This window comes from Demequina sp. NBRC 110053, assembly GCF_002090095.1.
Lineage (GTDB): Bacteria > Actinomycetota > Actinomycetes > Actinomycetales > Demequinaceae > Demequina.
Window position 1 is genome coordinate 445,745 of sequence record NZ_BBRJ01000002.1, and the last position, 19,984, is coordinate 465,728.

The 19,984-nt window shown below is 70.9% G+C and carries 17 protein-coding genes; 10 read left to right on the forward strand and 7 right to left on the reverse strand.

Annotated elements, in window-relative coordinates; genetic code table 11:
- A complete protein-coding gene (locus B7K22_RS02190; protein WP_084038146.1) occupies positions 1-1,362 on the forward strand; it encodes an 8-oxoguanine deaminase in 1,362 nt (453 codons plus the stop codon).
- 173 nt (positions 1,363-1,535) lie between these two features.
- Positions 1,536-3,581 carry an S-layer homology domain-containing protein gene (locus B7K22_RS02195; RefSeq protein ID WP_144276197.1) on the forward strand — a complete coding sequence of 682 codons (2,046 nt, stop codon included), beginning with the start codon at positions 1,536-1,538 and terminating at the stop codon, positions 3,579-3,581.
- 80 nt (positions 3,582-3,661) lie between these two features.
- On the opposite strand, the gene B7K22_RS02200 is transcribed toward B7K22_RS02195, so the two are convergent.
- From B7K22_RS02200 to B7K22_RS02215, 4 genes are read right to left on the reverse strand one after another with little or no spacing between them, the layout of a single operon-like run.
- Positions 3,662-4,537, reverse strand: a complete 876-nt coding sequence (locus B7K22_RS02200) for an ABC transporter permease (protein ID WP_084038148.1) — start codon at positions 4,535-4,537, stop codon at positions 3,662-3,664.
- A complete protein-coding gene (locus B7K22_RS02205; protein WP_084038149.1) occupies positions 4,534-5,325 on the reverse strand; it encodes an ABC transporter permease in 792 nt (263 codons plus the stop codon). The genes B7K22_RS02200 and B7K22_RS02205 overlap by 4 nt, the downstream gene beginning before the upstream one ends.
- Positions 5,325-6,161: an ABC transporter ATP-binding protein gene (locus B7K22_RS02210; protein WP_234983271.1), complete on the reverse strand. Its 837-nt coding sequence runs from the start codon at positions 6,159-6,161 to the stop codon at positions 5,325-5,327. The genes B7K22_RS02205 and B7K22_RS02210 overlap by 1 nt, the downstream gene beginning before the upstream one ends.
- A gap of 19 nt (positions 6,162-6,180) precedes the next feature.
- On the reverse strand, positions 6,181-7,281 hold the full coding sequence (locus B7K22_RS02215; protein ID WP_084038150.1) for an ABC transporter substrate-binding protein: 1,101 nt from the start codon (positions 7,279-7,281) through the stop codon (positions 6,181-6,183).
- A 271-nt stretch (positions 7,282-7,552) separates the two neighbouring features.
- Between B7K22_RS02215 and B7K22_RS02220 the strand changes: the two genes are divergently transcribed.
- Both B7K22_RS02220 and B7K22_RS02225 read left to right on the forward strand, forming a co-directional pair.
- Positions 7,553-8,356, forward strand: a complete 804-nt coding sequence (locus tag B7K22_RS02220; RefSeq protein WP_159448722.1) for an FAD binding domain-containing protein — start codon at positions 7,553-7,555, stop codon at positions 8,354-8,356.
- On the forward strand, positions 8,353-11,157 hold the full coding sequence (locus tag B7K22_RS02225) for a molybdopterin cofactor-binding domain-containing protein (RefSeq protein ID WP_200807351.1): 2,805 nt from the start codon (positions 8,353-8,355) through the stop codon (positions 11,155-11,157). The genes B7K22_RS02220 and B7K22_RS02225 overlap by 4 nt, the downstream gene beginning before the upstream one ends.
- Before the next feature lie 105 nt (positions 11,158-11,262).
- Here B7K22_RS02225 and B7K22_RS02230 read toward each other — a convergent pair whose 3' ends face one another.
- Positions 11,263-12,261 (reverse strand): XdhC family protein, encoded by a 999-nt coding sequence (locus B7K22_RS02230; RefSeq protein WP_084038153.1) that lies wholly within the window; start codon positions 12,259-12,261, stop codon positions 11,263-11,265.
- Between the two features lie 139 nt (positions 12,262-12,400).
- Here B7K22_RS02230 and allB point away from each other — a divergent pair, with 139 nt between their 5' ends.
- From allB to pgi, 6 genes are all read left to right on the forward strand, one after another.
- The gene (gene allB / locus B7K22_RS02235) at positions 12,401-13,762 is read left to right on the forward strand and encodes an allantoinase AllB (RefSeq protein ID WP_084039662.1); all 1,362 of its coding nucleotides are present in this window, start codon (positions 12,401-12,403) and stop codon (positions 13,760-13,762) included.
- Positions 13,763-13,804: 42 nt separating this feature from the next.
- The gene (gene pucL, locus B7K22_RS02240) at positions 13,805-14,755 is read left to right on the forward strand and encodes a factor-independent urate hydroxylase (RefSeq protein WP_084038154.1); all 951 of its coding nucleotides are present in this window, start codon (positions 13,805-13,807) and stop codon (positions 14,753-14,755) included.
- 7 nt (positions 14,756-14,762) lie between these two features.
- Positions 14,763-16,166: an amidohydrolase family protein gene (locus B7K22_RS02245; protein WP_084038155.1), complete on the forward strand. Its 1,404-nt coding sequence runs from the start codon at positions 14,763-14,765 to the stop codon at positions 16,164-16,166.
- 133 nt (positions 16,167-16,299) lie between these two features.
- Positions 16,300-16,566 carry a hypothetical protein gene (locus B7K22_RS02250; RefSeq protein WP_084038156.1) on the forward strand — a complete coding sequence of 89 codons (267 nt, stop codon included), beginning with the start codon at positions 16,300-16,302 and terminating at the stop codon, positions 16,564-16,566.
- A 77-nt stretch (positions 16,567-16,643) separates the two neighbouring features.
- Entirely contained in the window at positions 16,644-16,919 is a 276-nt protein-coding gene (locus tag B7K22_RS02255) for a hypothetical protein (protein WP_084038157.1), read from the forward strand.
- 177 nt (positions 16,920-17,096) lie between these two features.
- A complete protein-coding gene (gene pgi / locus B7K22_RS02260; RefSeq protein WP_084038158.1) occupies positions 17,097-18,776 on the forward strand; it encodes a glucose-6-phosphate isomerase in 1,680 nt (559 codons plus the stop codon).
- A gap of 191 nt (positions 18,777-18,967) precedes the next feature.
- Here pgi and B7K22_RS12395 read toward each other — a convergent pair whose 3' ends face one another.
- Both B7K22_RS12395 and B7K22_RS02265 read right to left on the reverse strand, forming a co-directional pair.
- The gene (locus tag B7K22_RS12395) at positions 18,968-19,102 is read right to left on the reverse strand and encodes a hypothetical protein (protein ID WP_255372162.1); all 135 of its coding nucleotides are present in this window, start codon (positions 19,100-19,102) and stop codon (positions 18,968-18,970) included.
- Positions 19,103-19,124: 22 nt separating this feature from the next.
- Positions 19,125-19,961, reverse strand: a complete 837-nt coding sequence (locus B7K22_RS02265) for an aldo/keto reductase (RefSeq protein ID WP_084038159.1) — start codon at positions 19,959-19,961, stop codon at positions 19,125-19,127.
- Positions 19,962-19,984 lie beyond the last annotated feature (23 nt).

The window sequence follows — 19,984 nt, forward strand, 5'->3', positions numbered from 1 at the left end:
ATGGCCCGCACGGTGATCGACGGCGCGTACATCGCGACGGTCGACGGGAGCTCCACCGAGCACGCCACCGGCTACATCGTGATCCGAGACGCGCGCATCGAGGCGGTGGCCGCGGGGCGCGCCCCGAGCGACGTCGTCGACGGCGCGCGCGAGGTCATCCGCGGCGACGGGCTGCTGGCCACGCCGGGACTCGTCAACACCCACCACCACCTCTATCAGTGGCTCACCCGCGGGTACGCGCAGGATGCGATCCTGTTCGACTGGCTCGTCTCCCTGTACCCGGCCTGGTCGCGCATCGACGCGGACCTCGTGGGCGACGGAGCCCTGGGTGCCATGGCCGTGCTCGCGCGCTCGGGCTGCACCACCGTGGCTGACCACCACTACGTGTTCCCGCGCGGCGGCGGCGACATCGTGGGCTCGATCGTGGACGCTGCGCAGACGCTGGGGCTGCGGCTTCACGCGACGCGTGGCTCGATGGACCTGGGCGCCTCCGACGGGGGCCTTCCGCCCGACTTCGCCGTCGAGACCACGGCCGCGGCGCTCGAGGCCAGCGCCGACGCCGTCCACCGCTACGACGATCACTCCTTCGACTCCATGGTGCGCGTCGCGATCGCGCCCTGCTCGCCGTTCTCGGTGACGACGGAGCTGCTGCGCGAGTCCGCAGCGCTCGCTCGCGACCTGGGCGTGCGGCTGCACACCCACGGGGCGGAGACCGTCGAGGAGGAGGCGTTCTGCCGCGAGCGGTTCGGCATGAGCCCGACGGACTACCTCGAGTCCGTCGGCTGGCTGGACGAGGACGTGTGGATGGCGCACTGCGTGCATCTGTCCGCAGGTGACATCGCGAGGTTCGCTGCCTCCGGCACGGGCGTCGCTCACTGCCCGTCATCCAATGCGCGGCTCGCCGCAGGCATCGCGCCGGTGCGCGACATGCTGCGCGCCGGCGTGCCCGTGGGACTGGGCGTGGATGGCTCGGCGTCGAACGAGTCCGGCCAGCTCGGCTCGGAGATTCGAGCGGCGATCCTCGCGGCGAGGCTGCGCGATGGGGCCGATGCGCTGGCTGGCCGCGACGCCTTGCGCGTCGCCACCATGGGCGGGGCTCGGGTGCTGGGTCGCCAGGAGCAGATCGGCTCGATCGAGCCAGGCAAGCTGGCCGACCTCGCGCTGTGGCGGATCGACGGCGTGGAGCACGCTGGCATCGCGGACCCCGTGGCGGCGCTCACTCTGGGGGCCATGCCGCCGCTGTCACGGCTGATCGTCCAGGGCGAGACTGTCGTCGAGGACGGCGACCTGGTGCGGGTCGATGCCGGCGAGGTGGCGCGAGGGGTCTCCCGCGCATCAAGAGCCCTGGCCGACCGGCTCTAGCGCCGCTGCACGGTCGCGCGCAGCGGGTGCTCGTGTCGATGGAGGGCACGCAGGCCGCGCGCGCCGCGGCCGCAGGGTTCCGGCAACACTGCTGGTGATCTCCGGGAACCGGACGATGGCGTCCGCACTCAAAACGATTTGACGACTCGCGCCGCACTCACTTGGATGTGACCATGATCACACCTGCACGTCGTACGCTCGCTGCCTCCGCACTGGCCACGATGGTCCTCACCATGCTGGCCGCTCCGAGCGCCCTTGGGGCCGGAGCCTCCACCTGGCAGGCGCTGTCCATGGCGCTCGCAGCAGGCGGTCGTGTCGAGTTGGAGGCCGATGTGACGGGCGCCGGCGTGAGCGTGTCGGCGGAGCAGACGACGACTCTCGACCTCGCGGGCCATGACCTCACGCTCACCGGCGCGCCAGCCCTCAGGATCGTAGGCGCCGGGCATCTGAGAGTCGAGGACTCGGTGGGCGGCGGCACGCTGACGGCCATCGGCACGGGCAACAACGATGCGGCGATCGGCTCACCCGCGAACTTCCGCGGTGACGGGCTCGGCGCAGGCAGGCTCACCATCGACGGCGCCGATGTGGTCGCCGGGTTCGACCTCGAGTGGGGCAACCCCTCAGGCTCGGCCGTCGGCGGCGGATTCTCCGATGACGGCATGGAGGTCACGGTGGTGGCCGGCTCGCTCTCCGTTGCAGCGGACTTCTCGAGCGCCGCAGGCATCGGTGGAGGCGACGAGGCCGATGGCGGCTCGCTCACGGTGCGTGGCGGGTCCGTCGTGGTCGAGCTGACCTCCTCCTCCCGCGGAGCCGCCATCGGCGGCGGGAACTTGGGTGATGGCGGTTCGCTCTCGGTTTACGGCGGACGCGTCGAGGCCTCGAACACCGGCACCGCCCTCGGGTCAGCAGTGGGCGGCGGCTACCGCGGCGACGGTGGCGTGCTGTCCATGCACGGGGGCACGCTGAGCGCCGTCATCGACGGTGATGGCGCCGGGATCGGCGGCGGTGGCGACGGCGGTGACGGCGGTGACGCGCATGTGAATGGCGGCACGCTGGTGGTCGACCGCGCAGGCGGGCGCTGGGCCGCGGGAATCGGCGGCTCGGGCGCTGGAAACGAAGGGCCGGGTCACGGCGGCTCCGTATGGATCACCGGCGGGTCGCTCGACATCGAGGGCGGGTACAGCGCTTCCACGATTGGCGCAGGCGCGGCCTCGCGGGTCAACCCCGAGCCTCCCGACCATGGCGTGACCGTGCTGCAGGCGCTGCCCGACGCCAGCCTCCCGAGCGTCGCAGCAGGGCCACACGGCTCGCTGCTGGTGTACGCGGGCGTCGCAGGCGATCCGCATGGCCGCGTGGTGAACACCCCCACCGAGGACATCAACGGCACTCACCGCACGCAGATCGACCTGGGCCACCTCGTCACGTTCGACGTCGCGGGAGGCGGGCCGGCGCCGGAGCCCACCCGAGTCGCGCCCGGCTCCGCAGTGGCCGAGCCCCAGGCCCCTTCGCGCACGGGCTTCACGTTCGCGGGCTGGTTCCACGACGGCGCCCCTTGGGACTTCACCGAGCCCGTGTCCGGGGACCTGGTTCTCACCGCACGCTGGACCGAGGACCCGGTCACGCCCGTGAACCTGGTGGATGTCTCCAGCGACCCCGATTCGCCCTTCTACACGCAGTTCCACCGCGAGATCCAGTGGCTGGCCGACAGAGGCATCACCAAGGGTTGGGACGTGGGCGGGGGCAGGCACGAGTTCCGTCCCAAGAACGAGATCACGCGCGATGCCATGGCCGCGTTCATGTATCGCTACGCGGGCTCACCGCCTGTCACGCTGCCCGCGCAGTCGCCGTTCAGCGACGTGACGCCGACGAACACCGCGTTCTACCGCGAGATCATCTGGATGAGCCAGCAGGGGATCTCGACCGGCTGGTCGGTGGGCGGCGGCAAGCGAGAGTTCCGCCCCGGGGAGGAGATCACCCGCGACGCGATGGCAGCGTTCATGTACCGACTCGCTGGCGAGCCCGCCTCGACCCCGCCGACGCAGTCGCCCTTCGTGGACGTGCGAAGCTCCGACCCGTTCTACCGCGAGATCACGTGGCTCGCCGGCAGCGGGATATCGACGGGCTGGCACATCGGGGGCGGCCGATACGAGTACCGGCCCTATGACGAGATCACCCGCGAGGCCATGGCGGCGTTCCTGTACCGCTACGACCAGCTCTGACGCGGCGCCGCCGGACGCCGGCGCATATGGCTCGCGCGGCTGACGAGGTGGATCAGCGCGGGCCGTGCGCAGATGGCGTGTCAGGTCCTGATGTCCGGATGCATCCCCATCCTCGCCAGCACCGTGCTCTCGAGGATCGCCACGAGGTTATACAGGATCAGCGACACCCCGGTCACGACGACCACCGCCGCCCACATGTCGTTGAAGCGGGCCTGCGCGTAGTAGCCGTTGATCACGCCGCCGATGCCGCCGCCGGTCGCGAGCCATTCCGCGAGCAGCGCCCCCGTGATGGCGCCGGGCACGGAGATGCGCACCGCAGCGAAGAACGCGGGCAGGGACGCGGGGAATGCCACGCGCCGCAGCGCCGTCACCGACCCGCCACCGTAGACCTTCACCACGTCGAGCATCTGCGGCGAGGCGGACGACAGTCCGTACGCGATGGTCACCAGCGCGGGGAACAGGACGACGATCCCGCCCATCACCGCCGTGGTCACGAACCCGCGGCCGAAGATCAGGATGATCACGGGCGCGAACGCGATGAGCGGCACGGTGCGCAGCAGCAGCGCGACGGGCATGAGCGCGGCCTCGACGCCCTTGGACAGCTGGAAGACCACGGCGATCAGCACCGCCGCGAGCAGGCCCGCGACGAAGCCGATGGTCGCGTCGCGCATGGTGATCGCGAGGTTCGCCCCCAGCTCGCTGCGGTGCGCGGCGGACTCGGGGTCGGAGACGAGGAACCGCCACACGTCGACGGGCCCCTTCGCGACATAGGGCGACAGGTCGAAGACGATGATGGCGCCCTGCCACAGCACGAGCACGGTGAGAAGCGTGCCCGCGAAGGTGCCGAGCGAGGTCAGCAGCGCGCGCTGGGTGGCGCGGCGCGACTCGGCGCGCACGGCTGCGGCGAGATCCACGCTCTGGCGCGTGTCGATGATGACGGCGGGCGCATCGGTCATGCGGCCACTCCCCTCGCCCACGGGGCGCTCAGCCGCGTCAGCAGTCCGACCAGCAGGTACGCGACGAGCGCGACCACGCCCGAGGCGATGGCGAGGGCCCAGAGCCGAGGCGCGTTGAGCGACTGCTGAGCGATGATCATGGCGGGTCCGACGCCCACCTCGACCTTGCCCAGGTACTCGCCCAGGATCGCGCCCAGGAACGCGGCCGGGACCGCAATCTGAAGGGCGGTCAGCACCGCGGGAAGCGCCGACACGACGCGAACCTTGCGCAGCTGCGCGAAGCGCCCGCCGCCGTACACGCCCACGAGGTCGAGCGCGGCCCTGTCCGCTGACTTCAGCCCGAGCAGCGCGCCCACGACGGTGGTGAAGAACACGCACATGGCCGCGAGGAAGGCCGCGGTCGCGGATGGCTCGCCCGGCGCCGGGATGCCGAGGATCAGCAGCAGCAGGGGCCCGATCGCGACGATCGGGATGCAGTAGGACACCACCGCGAGCTGCATCACCACGCCCTCGAGCCGCGGCACGACCAGCACGAGAGCGCTCAACGCGAGCGCGAGTCCGTTGCCCCACAGGTAGCCCTCGGCCGCCTCGGCGAGCGTGACGGAGAAGTTGCTCCAGTAGAACGCGAAGCCCGACTCGCCATAGCTGGCGACCACCTGACCGGGTGTCGGGATGCCGGCGGCGTCGCCGTTGCTCGCCTGCGCGACCACCGCGATCAGCCACCACAGCCCGATCAGCACGACCGCGCCGCCCAGCGCGGACGCCCACGTGGGCACGGGCCGCGGCATCAGTGGTCCTCGGAGGCGGCGCCGGCTCCACCAGAGTCGCCAGTGCCGAACAGCAGCTCCGAGGCATGATCCACGTACGCATGGAATTCGGGGGTGCGCTGGATGTCGGGGGTGCGCGGGCGCGGCAGGTCGATGTCGATGATCTCCTTGACCCGCCCCGGCCGCGGGCTCATCACCGCGACCTGGTCCGCGAGGAAGATCGCCTCGGTGATGCCGTGCGTGACCAGCAGGGTGGTCGCGGGCTTGGCGGCGAGGATGCGCATGAGCTCGAGGTTGAGCCTCTGCCGCGTCATGTCATCCAGCGCGCCGAAGGGCTCGTCGAGAAGCAACACGGAGGGCTTGAGCACGAGGGAGCGCGCGATCGACACGCGCTGGCGCATGCCGCCCGACAGCTGGGCTGGCTTGGCCTTCTCGAATCCGCCGAGCCCCACGAGCTCGATCAGCTCGGCGATGTAGTCGCGATCCACGGGCACACCCGCGACCTCGAAGGGAAGCCTGATGTTCTTGTGAACGGACCTCCACGGCAGCAGCGCCGAGTCCTGGAACGCGATGCCCAGCTCGTTGTAGGCGCGCAGGTCCTCCGGAGTTCGCCCGTCCACGCGGATCGCCCCGCTGGTGGGCTCCTCGAGCCCGGCGAGGATGCGCAGGATGGTGGACTTGCCGCACCCGGAGGGCCCCAGCAGCGCGAGCAGCGACCCCTGGTCGGTCTGGATGGAGGCGTCCTGCAGCGCCGTCACCGAGCCGGAACGGGTGGCGAACACCTTGGAGAGGTTGTCGATGTGCAGGCCGGTGCCCAGGGTCTCGCCCTGGGCACCGGCCTGAGTCACAGCAGTCACGGAGTGCGTCCGATCAGTCTCAGCCCGCGTAGTCCACGAGCTCGGGGTTCTCCTCGTACACCTCGGTCAGCAGAGACATGTCGAACAGCTGCTCCGCAGTGACGGTGATCCCGGCGCCCTCGAGGGAGGCGATCGTCTCCGCCTGGAGCTCCTCGGAGATGGTGAACAGACCGTTCTCCGCCGTCTCGTCCGACACCACGAGGTCCTCGGCCTGGGTGGTCGCGCCCAGCGCGGACACCTCGGGGATGAGGCCGAGGTCGGAGCCGTACTCCTCGACAGCCAGGCGCGAGCCCTCGGCCGGGTCGAGCACCGCGTCGGTCCAGCCCTTGATCTCCGCGACCAGGAACGCCTTGAGCATCTCGCGGTCGCTCGCGATCGCCTCGTCGGTCACGGTGAACGTCTCAGCGACGAACGGCAGCCCGTTGTCCGCGAACGGCAGGTTGACCGTGTCGTAGCCCTCGTGCTCGAGGATCAGCGACTCGTTGGTGAGGTAGGCGATGAACCCGTCGACCTCGCCCGCGACCAGCGGCGCGGGGTCGTACTGCACCGGCACGATCTCGACATCGTCGGCGGTGAGGCCGTTGGCGGCGAGCAGCGCGGTGAACAGCGAGGTGTTGGAGTCCTGGACGCCGATGCGCTTGCCCACCATGTCCTCGACCGTCGCGATGTTGCCGCCGTCGGCCAGCGACAGCACGGTGAACGGGTTCTTCTGATACGTCGCGCCGATGATCTTCAGCGGCGCCCCCTCGTTGCCGATGCCCGCGCCGATCGACACGGCATCCGACAGCGCGACGTCGACCTGACCCGAGACCAGCTCCGCGACGCCGGTCGACGGGCCCGGGACCAGATTCACCGTCTCGAAGCCGGCCTCCGTGTAGTAGCCCTCCGAGTCCGCGAAGAACTCGCCCGCGAACTCCTCGTTCTTGATCCACGACAGCTGCACCGTGAGGTCGCCGTACGAGGCAGCCTCCGCAGACGCGGTGCCGCTGTCGGCTGCTGTGGGCTCCTCCCCCGACGAGCCCGACGAGCACGCGGCGAGGGTGAGCGCCGCGGCGGTCGCCGCAGCGGCGGCGGCCACGCTCCTGACCTTGGACCCGAACACTTCGGCAAGCTGTGTCATGCGTTTCCTCCCATGATGTGCACGCCCCGGCCATCCCGGTGCGCGGTGCCGCGCCCGTCGCCATCGCCGAGCTGCCCCCTCAGTAGGGCGTCACCTGCTGGACACTATGAGCGCGGTGTTTCGAGCACCGCGCCTGCGGTGTTTCCGGGCCGTTAATTTCTTCACGGATGGTCCCGGCGCTGCGGGAAGCCGTGGCAGATTCGAGTCACGGACCCGCGCCGCGGCGCCGATGCGGTGGCCGGCTTGGATGTCGACAGGGAGAGTGGGAGACGTGGACCTCACGGCGGTGGAGACGATGCGCGAGGCGCGGTCGCGTGCCGACCTCGCCCTCGCGCCTGGCGAGGCCTTCCTCGCCGGCGGGACGTGGCTGTACTCGGAGGCGCAGCCCGACGTCACCGGGCTGGTCGACCTCTCCTCGCTGGGATGGGACGAGCTGGAGCGCACGGCCGCCGGCGACCTGCGCATCGGCGCGATGACCGCTGTCGCCGCGCTCGAGGCGTACGGGCGCACCGAGCCGTTTCCCGCATCGGCCCTGCTGTGGCAGTGCGCGGACTCGCTGCTCGCGAGCTTCAAGGTGCGGTCCGCAGCGACCGTCGGCGGGAACATCGCGAAGGGCTACGCCGCTGGCTCGATGATCGCGCTCGCGGCGACGCTCGACGGCGAGGCGGTCGTATGGCGCGCGGACGGGTCCGACGCCTGGGTGCCGGTCGCGGAGCTGCCGACGGGCAACGGGTCCAGCGCGCTGGGCCGCGGCGACGTGCTGCGGGAGGTCGCCATCCCTGCGGCGTGTCTCGCGGCCCGCACGGCGCACCGCCGCATCGCGCTTGCAGAGCACGGCCGGTCGGGGGCCCTCGTCACGGGCCGGCGGGACGCAGACGGCGCCTGCGTCGTCGTCATCACCGCCGCGACGCTGACGCCGGTCGTGCTTCGCTACGGCGACGTGCCGACTGCCGATGTGGTGGCCGCCGATGCGCTCGCCGCGCCCGGGTACTACGCGGATCCGCTGGGGTCGAAGGACTGGCGGCGGCAGGTGTCGGCCGTGCTGGCCGCCGAGGTGGTCGAGGAGCTCCGGTGAGGATCGACGGACGAGCGGTGGACGGCGCTCCCGAACCGGGACAGTGCCTGCGCACCTTCCTGCGCGAGGCCGGCGCGACCGAGGTCAAGAAGGGATGCGACTCTGGCGACTGCGGAGCGTGCTCGGTCCTGGTCGACGGCGCCCCGGTCCACTCATGCATCACCCCTGCTCAGCGCGCCGTCGGCCGGGACGTGACCACCGCGGGCGGGCTGGCGCCAGGCGACGCCCTGGCGCCGGTGCAGGAGGCGCTCGTCGACCACTTCGGCTTCCAGTGCGGCTTCTGCTCGCCCGGCATGGCCGTGACCGCCTCCACGCTCACGCCCGAGCAGCTCGCCGACCTGCCGCGAACCATGCGCGGCAACCTGTGCCGCTGCACCGGGTACCGACCCATCGCGACCGCCATCAGGCACGGGCTGTGCGGCGACGACGGCGAGTGCGGCGGCTGCGTGCGCGCAGCCGGCGCCCCTGCCGGAGAGGGCGTGGGCGCGTCCGCGTCGCCCGCGCCCGCGCGCCGGATCGTGCAGGGGCGCGAGCGCTTCACGTTTGACGAGGTGCCCGCCGGTCTCGCACACGTCGCCGTCGTGGGGTCGCCCCATGCGCATGCTCGCGTTGTCACCATTGACGCGAGCGCGGCACTCGCGATGGACGGTGTGCTCGCCGTGCTGACGCACGAGGACGCGCCCGACGTGCGCTTCTCGACCGCCAGGCACGAGCACCGCGAGGACGACCCCGACGACACGCGCATCCTCGACACGGTGATGAGGTTCGTCGGTCAGCGCGTCGCCGTGGTCGTGGCGGAGTCCGCCCGCATCGCGCAGCGCGCCGCCGCGCTGATCGCCGTCGACTACGAGGTCCTGCCCGCCGTCCTCGACCCCGAGCAGGCGCGCTCCCCTGGCGCTCACGTGATACATCCTGAGCGGTCGGCAGCCGATCGCGTCGCCGATGCCTCGCGCAACGTCGTCGCGGCCACGCACGAAGGCGACGACGTCGAGCAGGCACTGGGCGCATCGGCCGTCACCACCGCAGGCACCTGGCGGACGTCCCGCGTGTCGCACGCGCAGCTCGAGACGCACGGGTCGATCGCATGGGTCGCGGACGACGGACGCCTCACGGTGCGGACGTCGTCCCAGGTGCCGTTCCTCGTCCGCGACGAGCTGGCGAGGATCCTGGGGCGCTCGCGCGAGTCCGTGCGAGTGTTCACCACCCGGGTGGGAGGCGGCTTCGGCGGCAAGCAGGAGATGTTCACCGAGGACATCGCCGCGCTCGCCGCGCTCGCGGTCGGCCGTCCGGTGGCCTACGAGATGACGCGCGAGGAGGAGTTCGTGCGCACCGCCGTGCGCCACCCCTTCCGCGTCTCGGTGCGCGCAGGGGCGGACGCCGACGGGCGTCTCACCGCGCTCGCCGTGGACGCGCTGAGCGACACCGGCGCGTACGGCAACCATGCGATCGGCGTGCTGTTCCACGGCTGCTCGGAGTCGATGGCTGTGTACGACGTGCCCGTCAAGCGCCTCGACGCCGAGGCCGTCTACACGAACACCGTGCCGTCGGGCGCTTTCCGCGGCTACGGGCTAGGGCAGGTGATCTTCGCCATCGAGTCCGCGCTCGACGACCTCGCTCTGCAGCTCGGCATCGACCCGTTCGAGATGCGGCGCATCAACGCCGCGCGGCCCGGCGACCCGTTGGTGGTCGCAGGCCACGCCGAGGACGACCTGGTGTTCGGGTCATACGGCCTCGACCAGTGTCTGGACCTCGCACAGGCTTCGCTCGCCGAGCCCGACGACGTCCCGGCGCCGCCCGGGTGGCTCGTGGGCGAGGGCATGGCGACGTCGATGATCGCGACCGTGCCGCCGCGCGGCCACCTGGCCGACGCCTCCGTGGCGCTGTCGCCGGACGGCCAGGTGACCGTCAGCGTGGGCACCGCGGAGTTCGGCAACGGCTCGGTCACGGTTCACTCGCAGATCGCGGCCGAGGTGCTCGGGGTGCGGCGGTCGAGCGTGACGGTGATCCATGGCGACACCGACCTCGCGAGTCACGACACCGGAGCATTCGGGTCGACGGGCATCACCGTGGCCGGCAAGGCCGTGCATGCGGCATGTGAGACGCTCCGCGATGCGCTCCTCCGCGCCGGCGCGCAAGCGCTGGGGCTTGCGGCAGAGCAGTGCGAGCTGACGCCCGAAGGCGTGCGGGCGCTCCGCCGTGAGGGCATGGCTCACGACGACGCGGACACCGACGATCCGGCCACCGCCGATGCGACGCCGCTCCCGCGGCTCGCCGCATGGCCGGACGTGATCGCCGCGCTTGAGCCGGCGCATCGGCGTGACGGGCACGCCTGGGCCGACAGCGGACTCGACCAGCGCGTGCGCTCCGTCGCCTTCAACGTGCAGGCCTTCCGCGTGGCAGTGCGTCCCGAGACCGGGGAGGTGCGAATCCTGCGGTCGGTGCATGCCGCGGATGCGGGCGTGGTGATGAACCCCGAGCAGTGCCGTGGCCAGGTCGAGGGTGGCGTGGCGCAGGGCATCGGCTCGGCGCTGTACGAGGAGGTGCTGATCGACGGCGACGGTGCGATCGCAAATCCCGCCTTCCGTCAGTACCGGGTGCCACAGATGGCAGACGTGCCGCTGACGCATGTGATGTTCGCGGACACGTCGGACGAGCTGGGACCGATGGGCGCCAAGTCGATGTCGGAGTCCCCCTACAACCCCGTGGCGCCGGCGCTCGCGAATGCCATCCGCCGTGCAACCGGGGTCAGGCCATTCGAGCTGCCGATGACCCGCGACCGAGTTTGGCGCCTTCTCGCCTAGCCCTCAAAGACCCGGCCAATGGGACCCAATTCGCTCCTTAAGGCCCTGACATGAGCGAATAGGGCCCCATTCGCCGGGTGGGGAGGGCCGATGCGCTGGCTGGGCTCAGGTGGTGGGGATGGGCCTCGCGTGGATGGGGCCCGCGGTCTCGCTCAGGCGCTCGGCACTCGCGCGCCGAGCATCTGCGATGAGCTCACCGACGATGGAGATCGCGGTCTCGGCAGGCGTGACGGCGCCGATGTCCAGCCCGATGGGGCTGCGCAGTCGAGCCAGCGCCGTCTCGCTGACTCCGGCCTCGCGCAGCAGCTCCCGCCTGCGGGCATCCGTCCGGCGCGAGCCCATGGCGCCCACGTAGCCAGCATCGGTCGCAAGCGCGGCGACGAGGGCGGGGATGTCGAAGCGCTCCTCGTGCGTCAGCACGCAGATGGCGTCGCGGGCGCCCAAGCGCGCCCTCGTCACGTACTCCTCCGGCCACGCGCGGATCACCTCGTGCGCATCCGGGTGACGTTCCACCGTCGCGAACGCGGGCCGCGCGTCCACCACCGTGACGCGGTACCCGAGGGGGCGCGCCGCCGTCGCCAGCGCGGACGAGAAGTCGACGGCGCCCACGATGATCAGCTGCGGCGCATTGGTGCGCCTCACCTGCAAGTACCCGCCGGTCACGGTGGCGATGTCCTCGCCGTCGGGCACGGCGCCCGCCGAGACCGCGCCATCGGCGAGCGAGATCTCGACCGACGCGCCGCGCCCCTCGGCGGCGAGGCGAAGCTGCTCCCTCACGTGCGCATCGGCCGGCCCCAGCACGGAAGCGACGACTCCCAGGTGACCGCCGCACGCGAGACCGGCCGCGAGCGCATCGTCGTCCGAGAGCCCTAGGTCTCGCGACGCGCTCCCGAGCGATCCCGTGAGCGCCGCGACCGCGAGGTCGTGGGCCTCGGACTCGACGCAGCCGCCCGAGATCGCGCCGATCACCCGGCCGTCGTCGGTCACCGCCATGGCGGAGCCGACGGCGCGCGGAGCGGAGCCGTGCACGGCCGCGACCGTGACGACGCCCACGCGGTGGCCAGCCTCGAGCGCACGCTCAAGCTCGGCGGCGATGTCCAACATCCTCGCAGTGTACGAGGGCGGTGTTTCGCCGGCGTTGCCGCTGCTTCGCGCCACGGCGGACATGCCGACGTGGGCGGTGCGCCACCAGTGGTCACCGGCTCGACACGCGCGCGCAACATCGGAGTCGTACCCTCGCGGCATGACCGACTTCGACCTCGTGATCCGCGCCGACCGGGTGCTGATCGATGGCCGCTGGCGTGCGCAGGCCCTTGGGGTCAAGGACGGCGTGATCGCGCGCATCGGCCCGCGGCACGCGGAGTGGAGCGCCCTCGAGATCGTCTCGGTGCCGTCCGACCAGGTGCTCATCCCGGGCGTGGTGGACACCCACGTCCACGTCAACGAGCCGGGCCGCACCGAGTGGGAGGGCTTCGCGACCGCGACGCGCGCCGCCGCGGCCGGGGGCGTGACAACCATCATCGACATGCCGCTGAACTCGATCCCACCCACGACCACGGTGGAGGCGCTCGCCCTCAAGCGCAAGGTCGCCGCGCCGCAGGCCAGCGTCGACGTGGGGTTCTGGGGTGGGGCGATCCCGGCGAGTCTCGGTACGCTGCGACCGCTGCACGACGAGGGCGTGTTCGGATTCAAGGCGTTCCTGTCCCCCTCTGGCGTCGACGAGTTCCCGCACCTGACCGCGAGCCAGCTGCGCGAGGCGCTCGCCGAGACGGCCGAGTTCGGCGGCATGGTGATCGTGCATGCGGAGGACCCCGACCGCCTCGAGTCCCACGGCGGGGGGCGCTACTACGAGGACTTCCTCGCCTCACGGCCGGACACCTCGGAGACCAGCGCCATCGCGATGGTCATCTCCGCCCTGCGTGCGACGGGCGGCCGGGCGCACATCCTGCACCTGAGCTCCGCGAAGGCGCTCAACGCGATCCGTGGCGCCAGGGCCGAGGGACTCCAGCTCACGGTCGAGACCTGTCCCCACTACCTGGTGCTCGACGCTGGGCACATCGACGACGGCGCGACCCAGTTCAAGTGCTGCCCACCGGTGCGCGACGCGTCCAACCGCGAGGCGCTGTGGGAGGCGCTGCTCGACGGCACCATCGACTTCATCGCCTCCGATCACTCTCCGGCGACGCCCGACCTCAAGCTCGACGGCGACTTCGGGCGAGCCTGGGGTGGGATCTCTGGCCTGCAGGTGATGCTCGCCGCCGTCGCGAACGGCGCGCGCGAGCGCGACATCCCGCTCGCGACGGCACTGTCGTGGCTGACCGCCAGGCCTGCGGCGTTCGCCGGGCTGGTGGACAAGGGCACCATTCGGGAGGGCGCGCGGGCGGATCTCGTGGTCTTCGCTCCCGACCGCGCGTGGACGGTGGATCCGGCGAGGCTCGAGCATCGCCACGCGGTGACGGCGTTCGGCGGGCGGACGCTTGCCGGCCGGACCCTGCGCACCTGGGTGGGCGGCAGGCAGGCCCACCCGCACATCGACGAGGAGCCGCCCCCTGGCAGGCTGCTGCGGCGCTCAGCCGCCGCTCCCGAGCGCGCGACGGCTCGCTGAGCCAGGATGGACCAGGGCATGCGTGCCCGACGAGAGGACGCCATGGGCATCAGACTGGGAGACCACCAGTACGGCAAGGCCGAGAACCGCATCGTGCGGATCGTCCGCGACAGCGCGCGACACGAGATCCGCGACGTCAACGTGTCGACGTGCCTGCGCGGCACATTCGACGATGCGCACCTGACCGGCGACCAGGCGAACGTGCTGCCCACCGACACCCAGAAGCAGACGGCCTACGCCTTTGCGAAGACGGTGGGTCTCGAGTCGATCGAGCGCTACGGCCTCGCACTCGCCACGCACTTCGTGACGGACATCGAGCCGGTCACGGGAGCGCGCGTCGAGATCGAGGAGTACCCCTGGGTGAGGGTGACAGCGCCCAGCGCCGATGCGCCTGCCGGGAGCGAGCACGACCACGCAGGGCACGACCATGCAGGGCACGACCATGCATGGGTGCGCGCGGGCCAGGAGGTGCGCACCGCCACGGTCACCGTCCAGGACGACGGCGTGTGGATCACGGGCGGGCTCAAGGACCTCACGATCCTCAAGTCGACCGGCTCGGAGTTCCACGGGTTCCTCGAGGACGAGTACACGGTGCTCGAGCCCACCACCGACCGGGTGATGGCGACGTCGCTGGTCGCGCGCTGGCGGTTCGGCGAGATCGACGCGGGCAGCCTCGACTTCGACGGCCTGTACAACCGCGTCAAGGCGATCCTGACGGCGACGTTCGCGAACCACCATTCGCTCGCCCTGCAGCAGACCATGTACGAGATGGGCAAGGCGGTGCTCGAGGCGGTGCCGGAGCTCGTCGAGGTGCGCCTGGCGGCTCCGAACAAGCACCACTTCCTGTACGACCTGGGCCGGTTCGGGATCGACAACGCGGGCGAGGTGTTCCACGCCGACGACCGCCCCTACGGCCTGATCCAGGCCTCCGTGATCCGCGACGACGCGCCCGACGCTGGTCGCGCGTGGGACCAGTACTCGGGACTCGTGTGAGGCCGGCATGACGCGGGTCTATCGCGCTCACATCTTCCACATCGCGGGCGCGCCGGCGCAGGCGGACGTCGCCGCGCACCTCGTGTCCCTCCCCGACGGCGCGATGGCTGTCGACGGCGAGGGAAGGGTCGCGTGGATAGGCGACCACGCGGAACTGCCGGCGACGTTCGCCGAGGCGCCCGTAACCGAGGCGGACTACCTCCTTCCAGGCTTCGTCGACAGCCACGTCCACTTCCCCCAGGCATACGCGACCGCCGCCCACGGCGGCGGGCAGCTGCTCGAGTGGCTCGACCACTGCATCTTCCCCACCGAGGCGCAATACGCGGACCACGAGTTCGCTGACCGCGCGGCACGCTACTTCACGCGCCGTCGCATCGCGGCCGGCACCACCGCGGCGATGGTCTTCGGCTCGGCCTTCCCCGTCGCTCAGGACGCGCTGTACCGCGAGACCCTCGCGGCTGGCCTCCGGATCGTGTCAGGGAGGGGCGTGCAGACGACCGGCCCAGCCACCGCATCGGCCCTCATCACGGGCGAACGCGAAGCGATCGAGCTGGTCGCCGCAGAGATCGACCACTGGCATGCCGTCGACACCGGCGACCCGCGCACCGCGAAGGTGCAGGTGGCGGTCGTGCCGCGGTTCTCGTTGTCGGTGACGCGCACCACGCTGCACGCGATGGGCGAGCTGTATGAGGAGGCTCGCATGCGCGGCGTCTACTTCCACAGCCACCTCAACGAGAACAACCGCAAGGGCGACGGCGAGATCGCGGCGGTGCTCGGCACGTATGGCGTGGACTCCTACCTGGACACCTACGACGGGCGTTTCCTCGAGGGCTCACGCATGGGAGGTCACTCCCTGCTGGGCAGGCGCTCGACGCTCGCTCACGCCGTGCACTCGCAGCCCGGCGAGCTGGCACGGATGGCGGAGACGGGGACCTCGATCGCGCACTGCCCCACGTCGCAGCTCTTCCTGGGCTCGGGCACCATGCCGTGGCGCGCGACCGTCCGCGCCGGCGTCAACGTCGCGCTGGGAACGGACATCGGAGCCGGGGACGAGTGGCTCATCTCGCGCGTGGCCGGCGACTGCTACAAGGTCCACATCTCCGAGCAGGGCGACTCCGGCACCGCTCTGCACCCGGCGGAGCTGCTGTTCGCGGCGACGCTCGCGGGCGCCCGGGCCCTCGACATGGAGCACGCGTTCGGCAACCTCGACGTGGGCAAGGATGCGGACTTCCTGCTGATCGACACGTCGCGGTGGGAGCCGCTCGACGGGATGCTGTCGATGGGCATCCGGTCCGACGACGAGGAGCAGTCGACGCTGGAGGAGCTCTTCACGCTGCTCGTGGGCCTGCGCCAGCCGGCCATCCGCGAGGTCTACGTGCAGGGCGAGCGCGCCGTGGCGCCGCCGCTGTAGCGCTCACTGCCCCCCCCCCACCTGAGTTTCAGGCGGTGCGTGGGGTGGGTCTCGCGAGGCGCGCGTCTCCTGGTGGTGGCCCACCGACGCAGGCCTCGATAGCGTGGACCCAGCCCATCGGAGGAGACTCACCGTGCACCCCATCGCCAAGCGCTGCCTGACCTGGGCGATCGTCCTGGTCGTCGTCGGAGTGCTCGTCAGCATCTTCGGGCCCGACATCGTGTGGTGGTTCGATGACGTTCTCGGAGCCAACGCGGAGGTGGGCGCGTCGATCTTCTCCGTGCTCATGGAGATCATCCGCAGCTTCGCATTGCCCCTCGCGGCGGGTCTCGTCGCAGCGACCATCATCATCCAGACGCTCGCGCCCCGCCCCCTCGTCACAGGTGACGAGGAGGACTGAGCGTTCGCGTCTGACGGGCCTGGCCCGTCCGGCCGGCCGGCGTGTGGAGCCCTCGCGAGCGTGAGAGGATACCGGCCATGGCCCTCGTCACCGACCGCGTGCGTGAGCGCGCCGTCGAGGACTTCGGCACCGCCGCGACGCGCGTGCTCGGTGCCCTCGAGAACCTCTGGATCCCGACCGCGATCGACCCCGAGCGCATCCACGCCGCGGTCGTGATCGCCGCCCGCGGCAGCATCGGCCTCTTCGACGACGCCGCCGAGCACGCCGAGGACGACTGGCGCGATCTCCTGGACCGCGCGGGCCTCGCGGATGGCGACTGGCCCCAGCGCGTCCTCGAGCACTTCGGGCCGTAGGCCAGACTCGATGCGCGCCAGCAGTCACTGAGCGCGAAGAGACCGCCCTGAACCAGCCGTCAGCGACTGCTGAGACGCGAGAACCCCTGGTCGGAGCCGGCCCACGCATCGGCTCCCCGCACGGGTGACCCGGAGGTCCCGGTGACGCGCGAGCCGCACCCGACTAGCCTGGGTCACGTGAATGCACCCATCGATGCCACGACCACGTCCGCCTGGGCCGAGCTCACCTCCCACCGGGACGGCTTCTCCCCCGACCTGCGCGGATGGTTCGCCTCCGACCCCGGTCGCGTCGACCGTCTGAGCCTCCCGCTGGGCGACCTTCACGTCGACCTGTCCAAGAACCTGGTGACGGACGAGGTCCTGAGCTCGCTCGTGAAGCTCGCAGAGGAGACCGGCGTGGCCGAGCGCTACCAGGCCATGCTGGCGGGCGAGCACATCAACACCACCGAGGATCGAGCCGTCCTGCACACGGCCCTGCGTCGCCCCGCCGGCACCGAGCCTGCGCTCGTGGTCGACGGCCAGAACGTCGACGAGGACGTGCACGAGGTGCTCGCACGCATGAGCGAGTTCGCGGACCGGGTGCGCTCCGGCGAGTGGACAGGCGTCACCGGCAAGAAGGTGAAGACCGTCGTCAACATCGGCATCGGCGGCTCCGACCTGGGTCCCGTCATGGTCTACGAGGCGCTCGAGCCCTACGCGACCGCCGGCATCGAGGCGCGCTTCGTGTCGAACATCGATCCGACCGACATGGCGCAGAAGGTGAAGGGCCTCGACCCGGAGACCACGCTGTTCATCGTCGCCTCGAAGACGTTCACCACCCTCGAGACCCTCACCAACGCACGCCTCGCACGTGCGTGGCTGTGGACCACGCTCGCCGAGGCAGGAGTGGACCTCTCGAACGAGGACAAGAAGGCCGATGCGGTCGCTCATCACTTCGTGGCCGTCTCCACGGCGCTCGACAAGGTGGCGGAGTTCGGCATCGACACGGACAACGCGTTCGGCTTCTGGGACTGGGTGGGCGGCCGCTACAGCGTCGACAGCGCCATCGGCCTGTCGCTGGCCATCGCGCTCGGGCCGGACGTGTTCGGCGAGCTGCTCGAGGGCTTCCACACCGTCGACCGCCACGTCGCGGACACCCCGCTCGAGAAGAACGTGCCCGTCCTCATGGGCCTGCTCAACGTCTGGTACGTGAACTTCCTGGGCGCGCAGTCGCACGCGGTGCTGCCGTATGCGCAGCAGCTCCATCGGTTCGCGGCCTACCTCCAGCAGCTCACCATGGAGTCCAACGGCAAGTCGTTGCGCTGGGACGGCTCGCCCGTCACCACGGAGACCGGCGAGATCTTCTGGGGCGAGCCGGGCACCAACGGCCAGCACGCCTTCTACCAGCTCATCCACCAGGGCACGAAGCTCATCCCGGCGGACTTCATCGCCGTCGTGAACCCCGCCTACGACCTCAAGGACGGCGACCAGGACGTCCACAGCCTGTTCCTCGCGAACTTCCTCGCTCAGACCAAGGCACTCGCCTTCGGCAAGACGGCGGAGGAGGTCGAGGCCGAGGGCACCACCGGCGCCCTAGTCGCCGCGCGCACGTTCTCGGGCAACCGGCCCACCACCTCGATCTTCGCGCCGTCCCTCACCCCCGCCGTGCTGGGCCAGCTCATCGCGCTGTATGAGCACATCACCTTCACGCAGGGCGTGATCTGGGGCATCAACTCGTTCGACCAGTGGGGCGTCGAGCTGGGCAAGAAGCTCGCGCTCGAGATCGCCCCGGCGATCGAGGGGGACGAGGCAGCGTTCGAGGCACAGGATGCGTCCACGCAGGCGCTCATCGCCTACTACCGGGCGAACCGGACGTAGCGCACGCGTTCAGAGTTCCCGACGGGTGCCCTGTCGTGGCGGCCGCGGTGGCCCTCGTGCGTGCTGCGGCCCGACACTCACGAACATGCTGCGACGGACATTGCGCGTGTCGCGCCGCGCCGAGCGCTCGGGACCGGCGTGTCGCGCACCCATTGTTCGGAACCGTAGGAGGCGCGGGGCGGGCGTCCAGCTCAGCGCGCGAGAACTCCGCGCGCCGCGTCCTGCAGGAATGCCTCGGCGATGCGTGTCGCACGACGGGGATCGCCAGGCAGCAGGACGTCGCCGGCGAAGGCGCCGTCGGGTGCGGAGATATGCGGGGTGGACACGAGCCTGAGCGTCGACCCGGCGTCAGACGCGGTCGAACGTGTCCGGGTTGGGTCCCTGGCGCCCGTCCTCCCCGCGGTCGAGGCCGTTGATGCGCTCCATCTGCTCGTCGGACAGGCCGAAGTCGAAGATCGCGAAGTTCTCCTCCATGCGCTCGCGGTGCATCGACTTGGGGAAGATGATGTCCCCGCGCTGCACGTGCCAGCGCAGCACCACCTGAGACGGCTCCCGACCCAGCTCGGACGCGATCTCCCGGATGGTCGGATCGTCAACGGCCTCGCCCTTGGCAAGCGGCCCCCAGGCCTCGACCGCGATGGCGTGCTCGTGCGAGGCGGCGCGCGCGGCGTCGTTGCGGAAGAACGGGTGCGCCTCGATCTGGTTGACCACGGGCGCGACGCCCGTCGCGGAGATGATCCGCTCGAGGTGGTCCGGCTGGAAGTTCGACACGCCGACGGAGGTCACGCGGCCCGTCTCCTGCAGCTCGAGCATCACCTTCCACGTTCCCTCGATGTCGCCGTCGTACTGGGTGGGCAGCGGCCAGTGGATAAGGAACAGGTCCACGCGGTCCAGGCCCAGCTTGTCCATCGTCTCGTCGAACGAGCGCAGGGCGTCGTCGCGCTCGTGCTTCGAGTTGGTGAGCTTCGAGGTGACGTAGATGTCGTCGCGAGGGATGCCGGAGTCCGCGATGGCGCGCCCGACGCCCTCCTCGTTCTGATATCCCTGCGCGGTGTCGATGTGGCGGTAGCCCACCTCGAGCGCGGTCGCGACCGTGGACGCGGCCTCATCGGGCGGCACCTGGAAGGTGCCGAAGCCCAGCTGAGGGATGATGGTGCCGTCGTTGAGCGTCACTGTTGAGGTCATGGTCGGGGCAACCCGCGCATCGG

Excerpts from the sequence above, each read along its gene's own strand:
- B7K22_RS02190 (WP_084038146.1), top strand. The coding sequence starts at position 1 with ATGGCCCGCACGGTGATCGACGGCGCGTACATCGCGACGGTCGACGGG.
- B7K22_RS02195 (WP_144276197.1), top strand. The coding sequence starts at position 1,536 with ATGATCACACCTGCACGTCGTACGCTCGCTGCCTCCGCACTGGCCACG.
- B7K22_RS02200 (WP_084038148.1), bottom strand. The coding sequence starts at position 4,537 with ATGACCGATGCGCCCGCCGTCATCATCGACACGCGCCAGAGCGTGGAT.
- B7K22_RS02205 (WP_084038149.1), bottom strand. The coding sequence starts at position 5,325 with ATGCCGCGGCCCGTGCCCACGTGGGCGTCCGCGCTGGGCGGCGCGGTC.
- B7K22_RS02215 (WP_084038150.1), bottom strand. The coding sequence starts at position 7,281 with ATGACACAGCTTGCCGAAGTGTTCGGGTCCAAGGTCAGGAGCGTGGCC.
- B7K22_RS02230 (WP_084038153.1), bottom strand. The coding sequence starts at position 12,261 with ATGTTGGACATCGCCGCCGAGCTTGAGCGTGCGCTCGAGGCTGGCCAC.
- allB (WP_084039662.1), top strand. The coding sequence starts at position 12,401 with ATGACCGACTTCGACCTCGTGATCCGCGCCGACCGGGTGCTGATCGAT.
- pucL (WP_084038154.1), top strand. The coding sequence starts at position 13,805 with ATGGGCATCAGACTGGGAGACCACCAGTACGGCAAGGCCGAGAACCGC.
- B7K22_RS02245 (WP_084038155.1), top strand. The coding sequence starts at position 14,763 with ATGACGCGGGTCTATCGCGCTCACATCTTCCACATCGCGGGCGCGCCG.
- B7K22_RS02255 (WP_084038157.1), top strand. The coding sequence starts at position 16,644 with ATGGCCCTCGTCACCGACCGCGTGCGTGAGCGCGCCGTCGAGGACTTC.
- B7K22_RS02265 (WP_084038159.1), bottom strand. The coding sequence starts at position 19,961 with ATGACCTCAACAGTGACGCTCAACGACGGCACCATCATCCCTCAGCTG.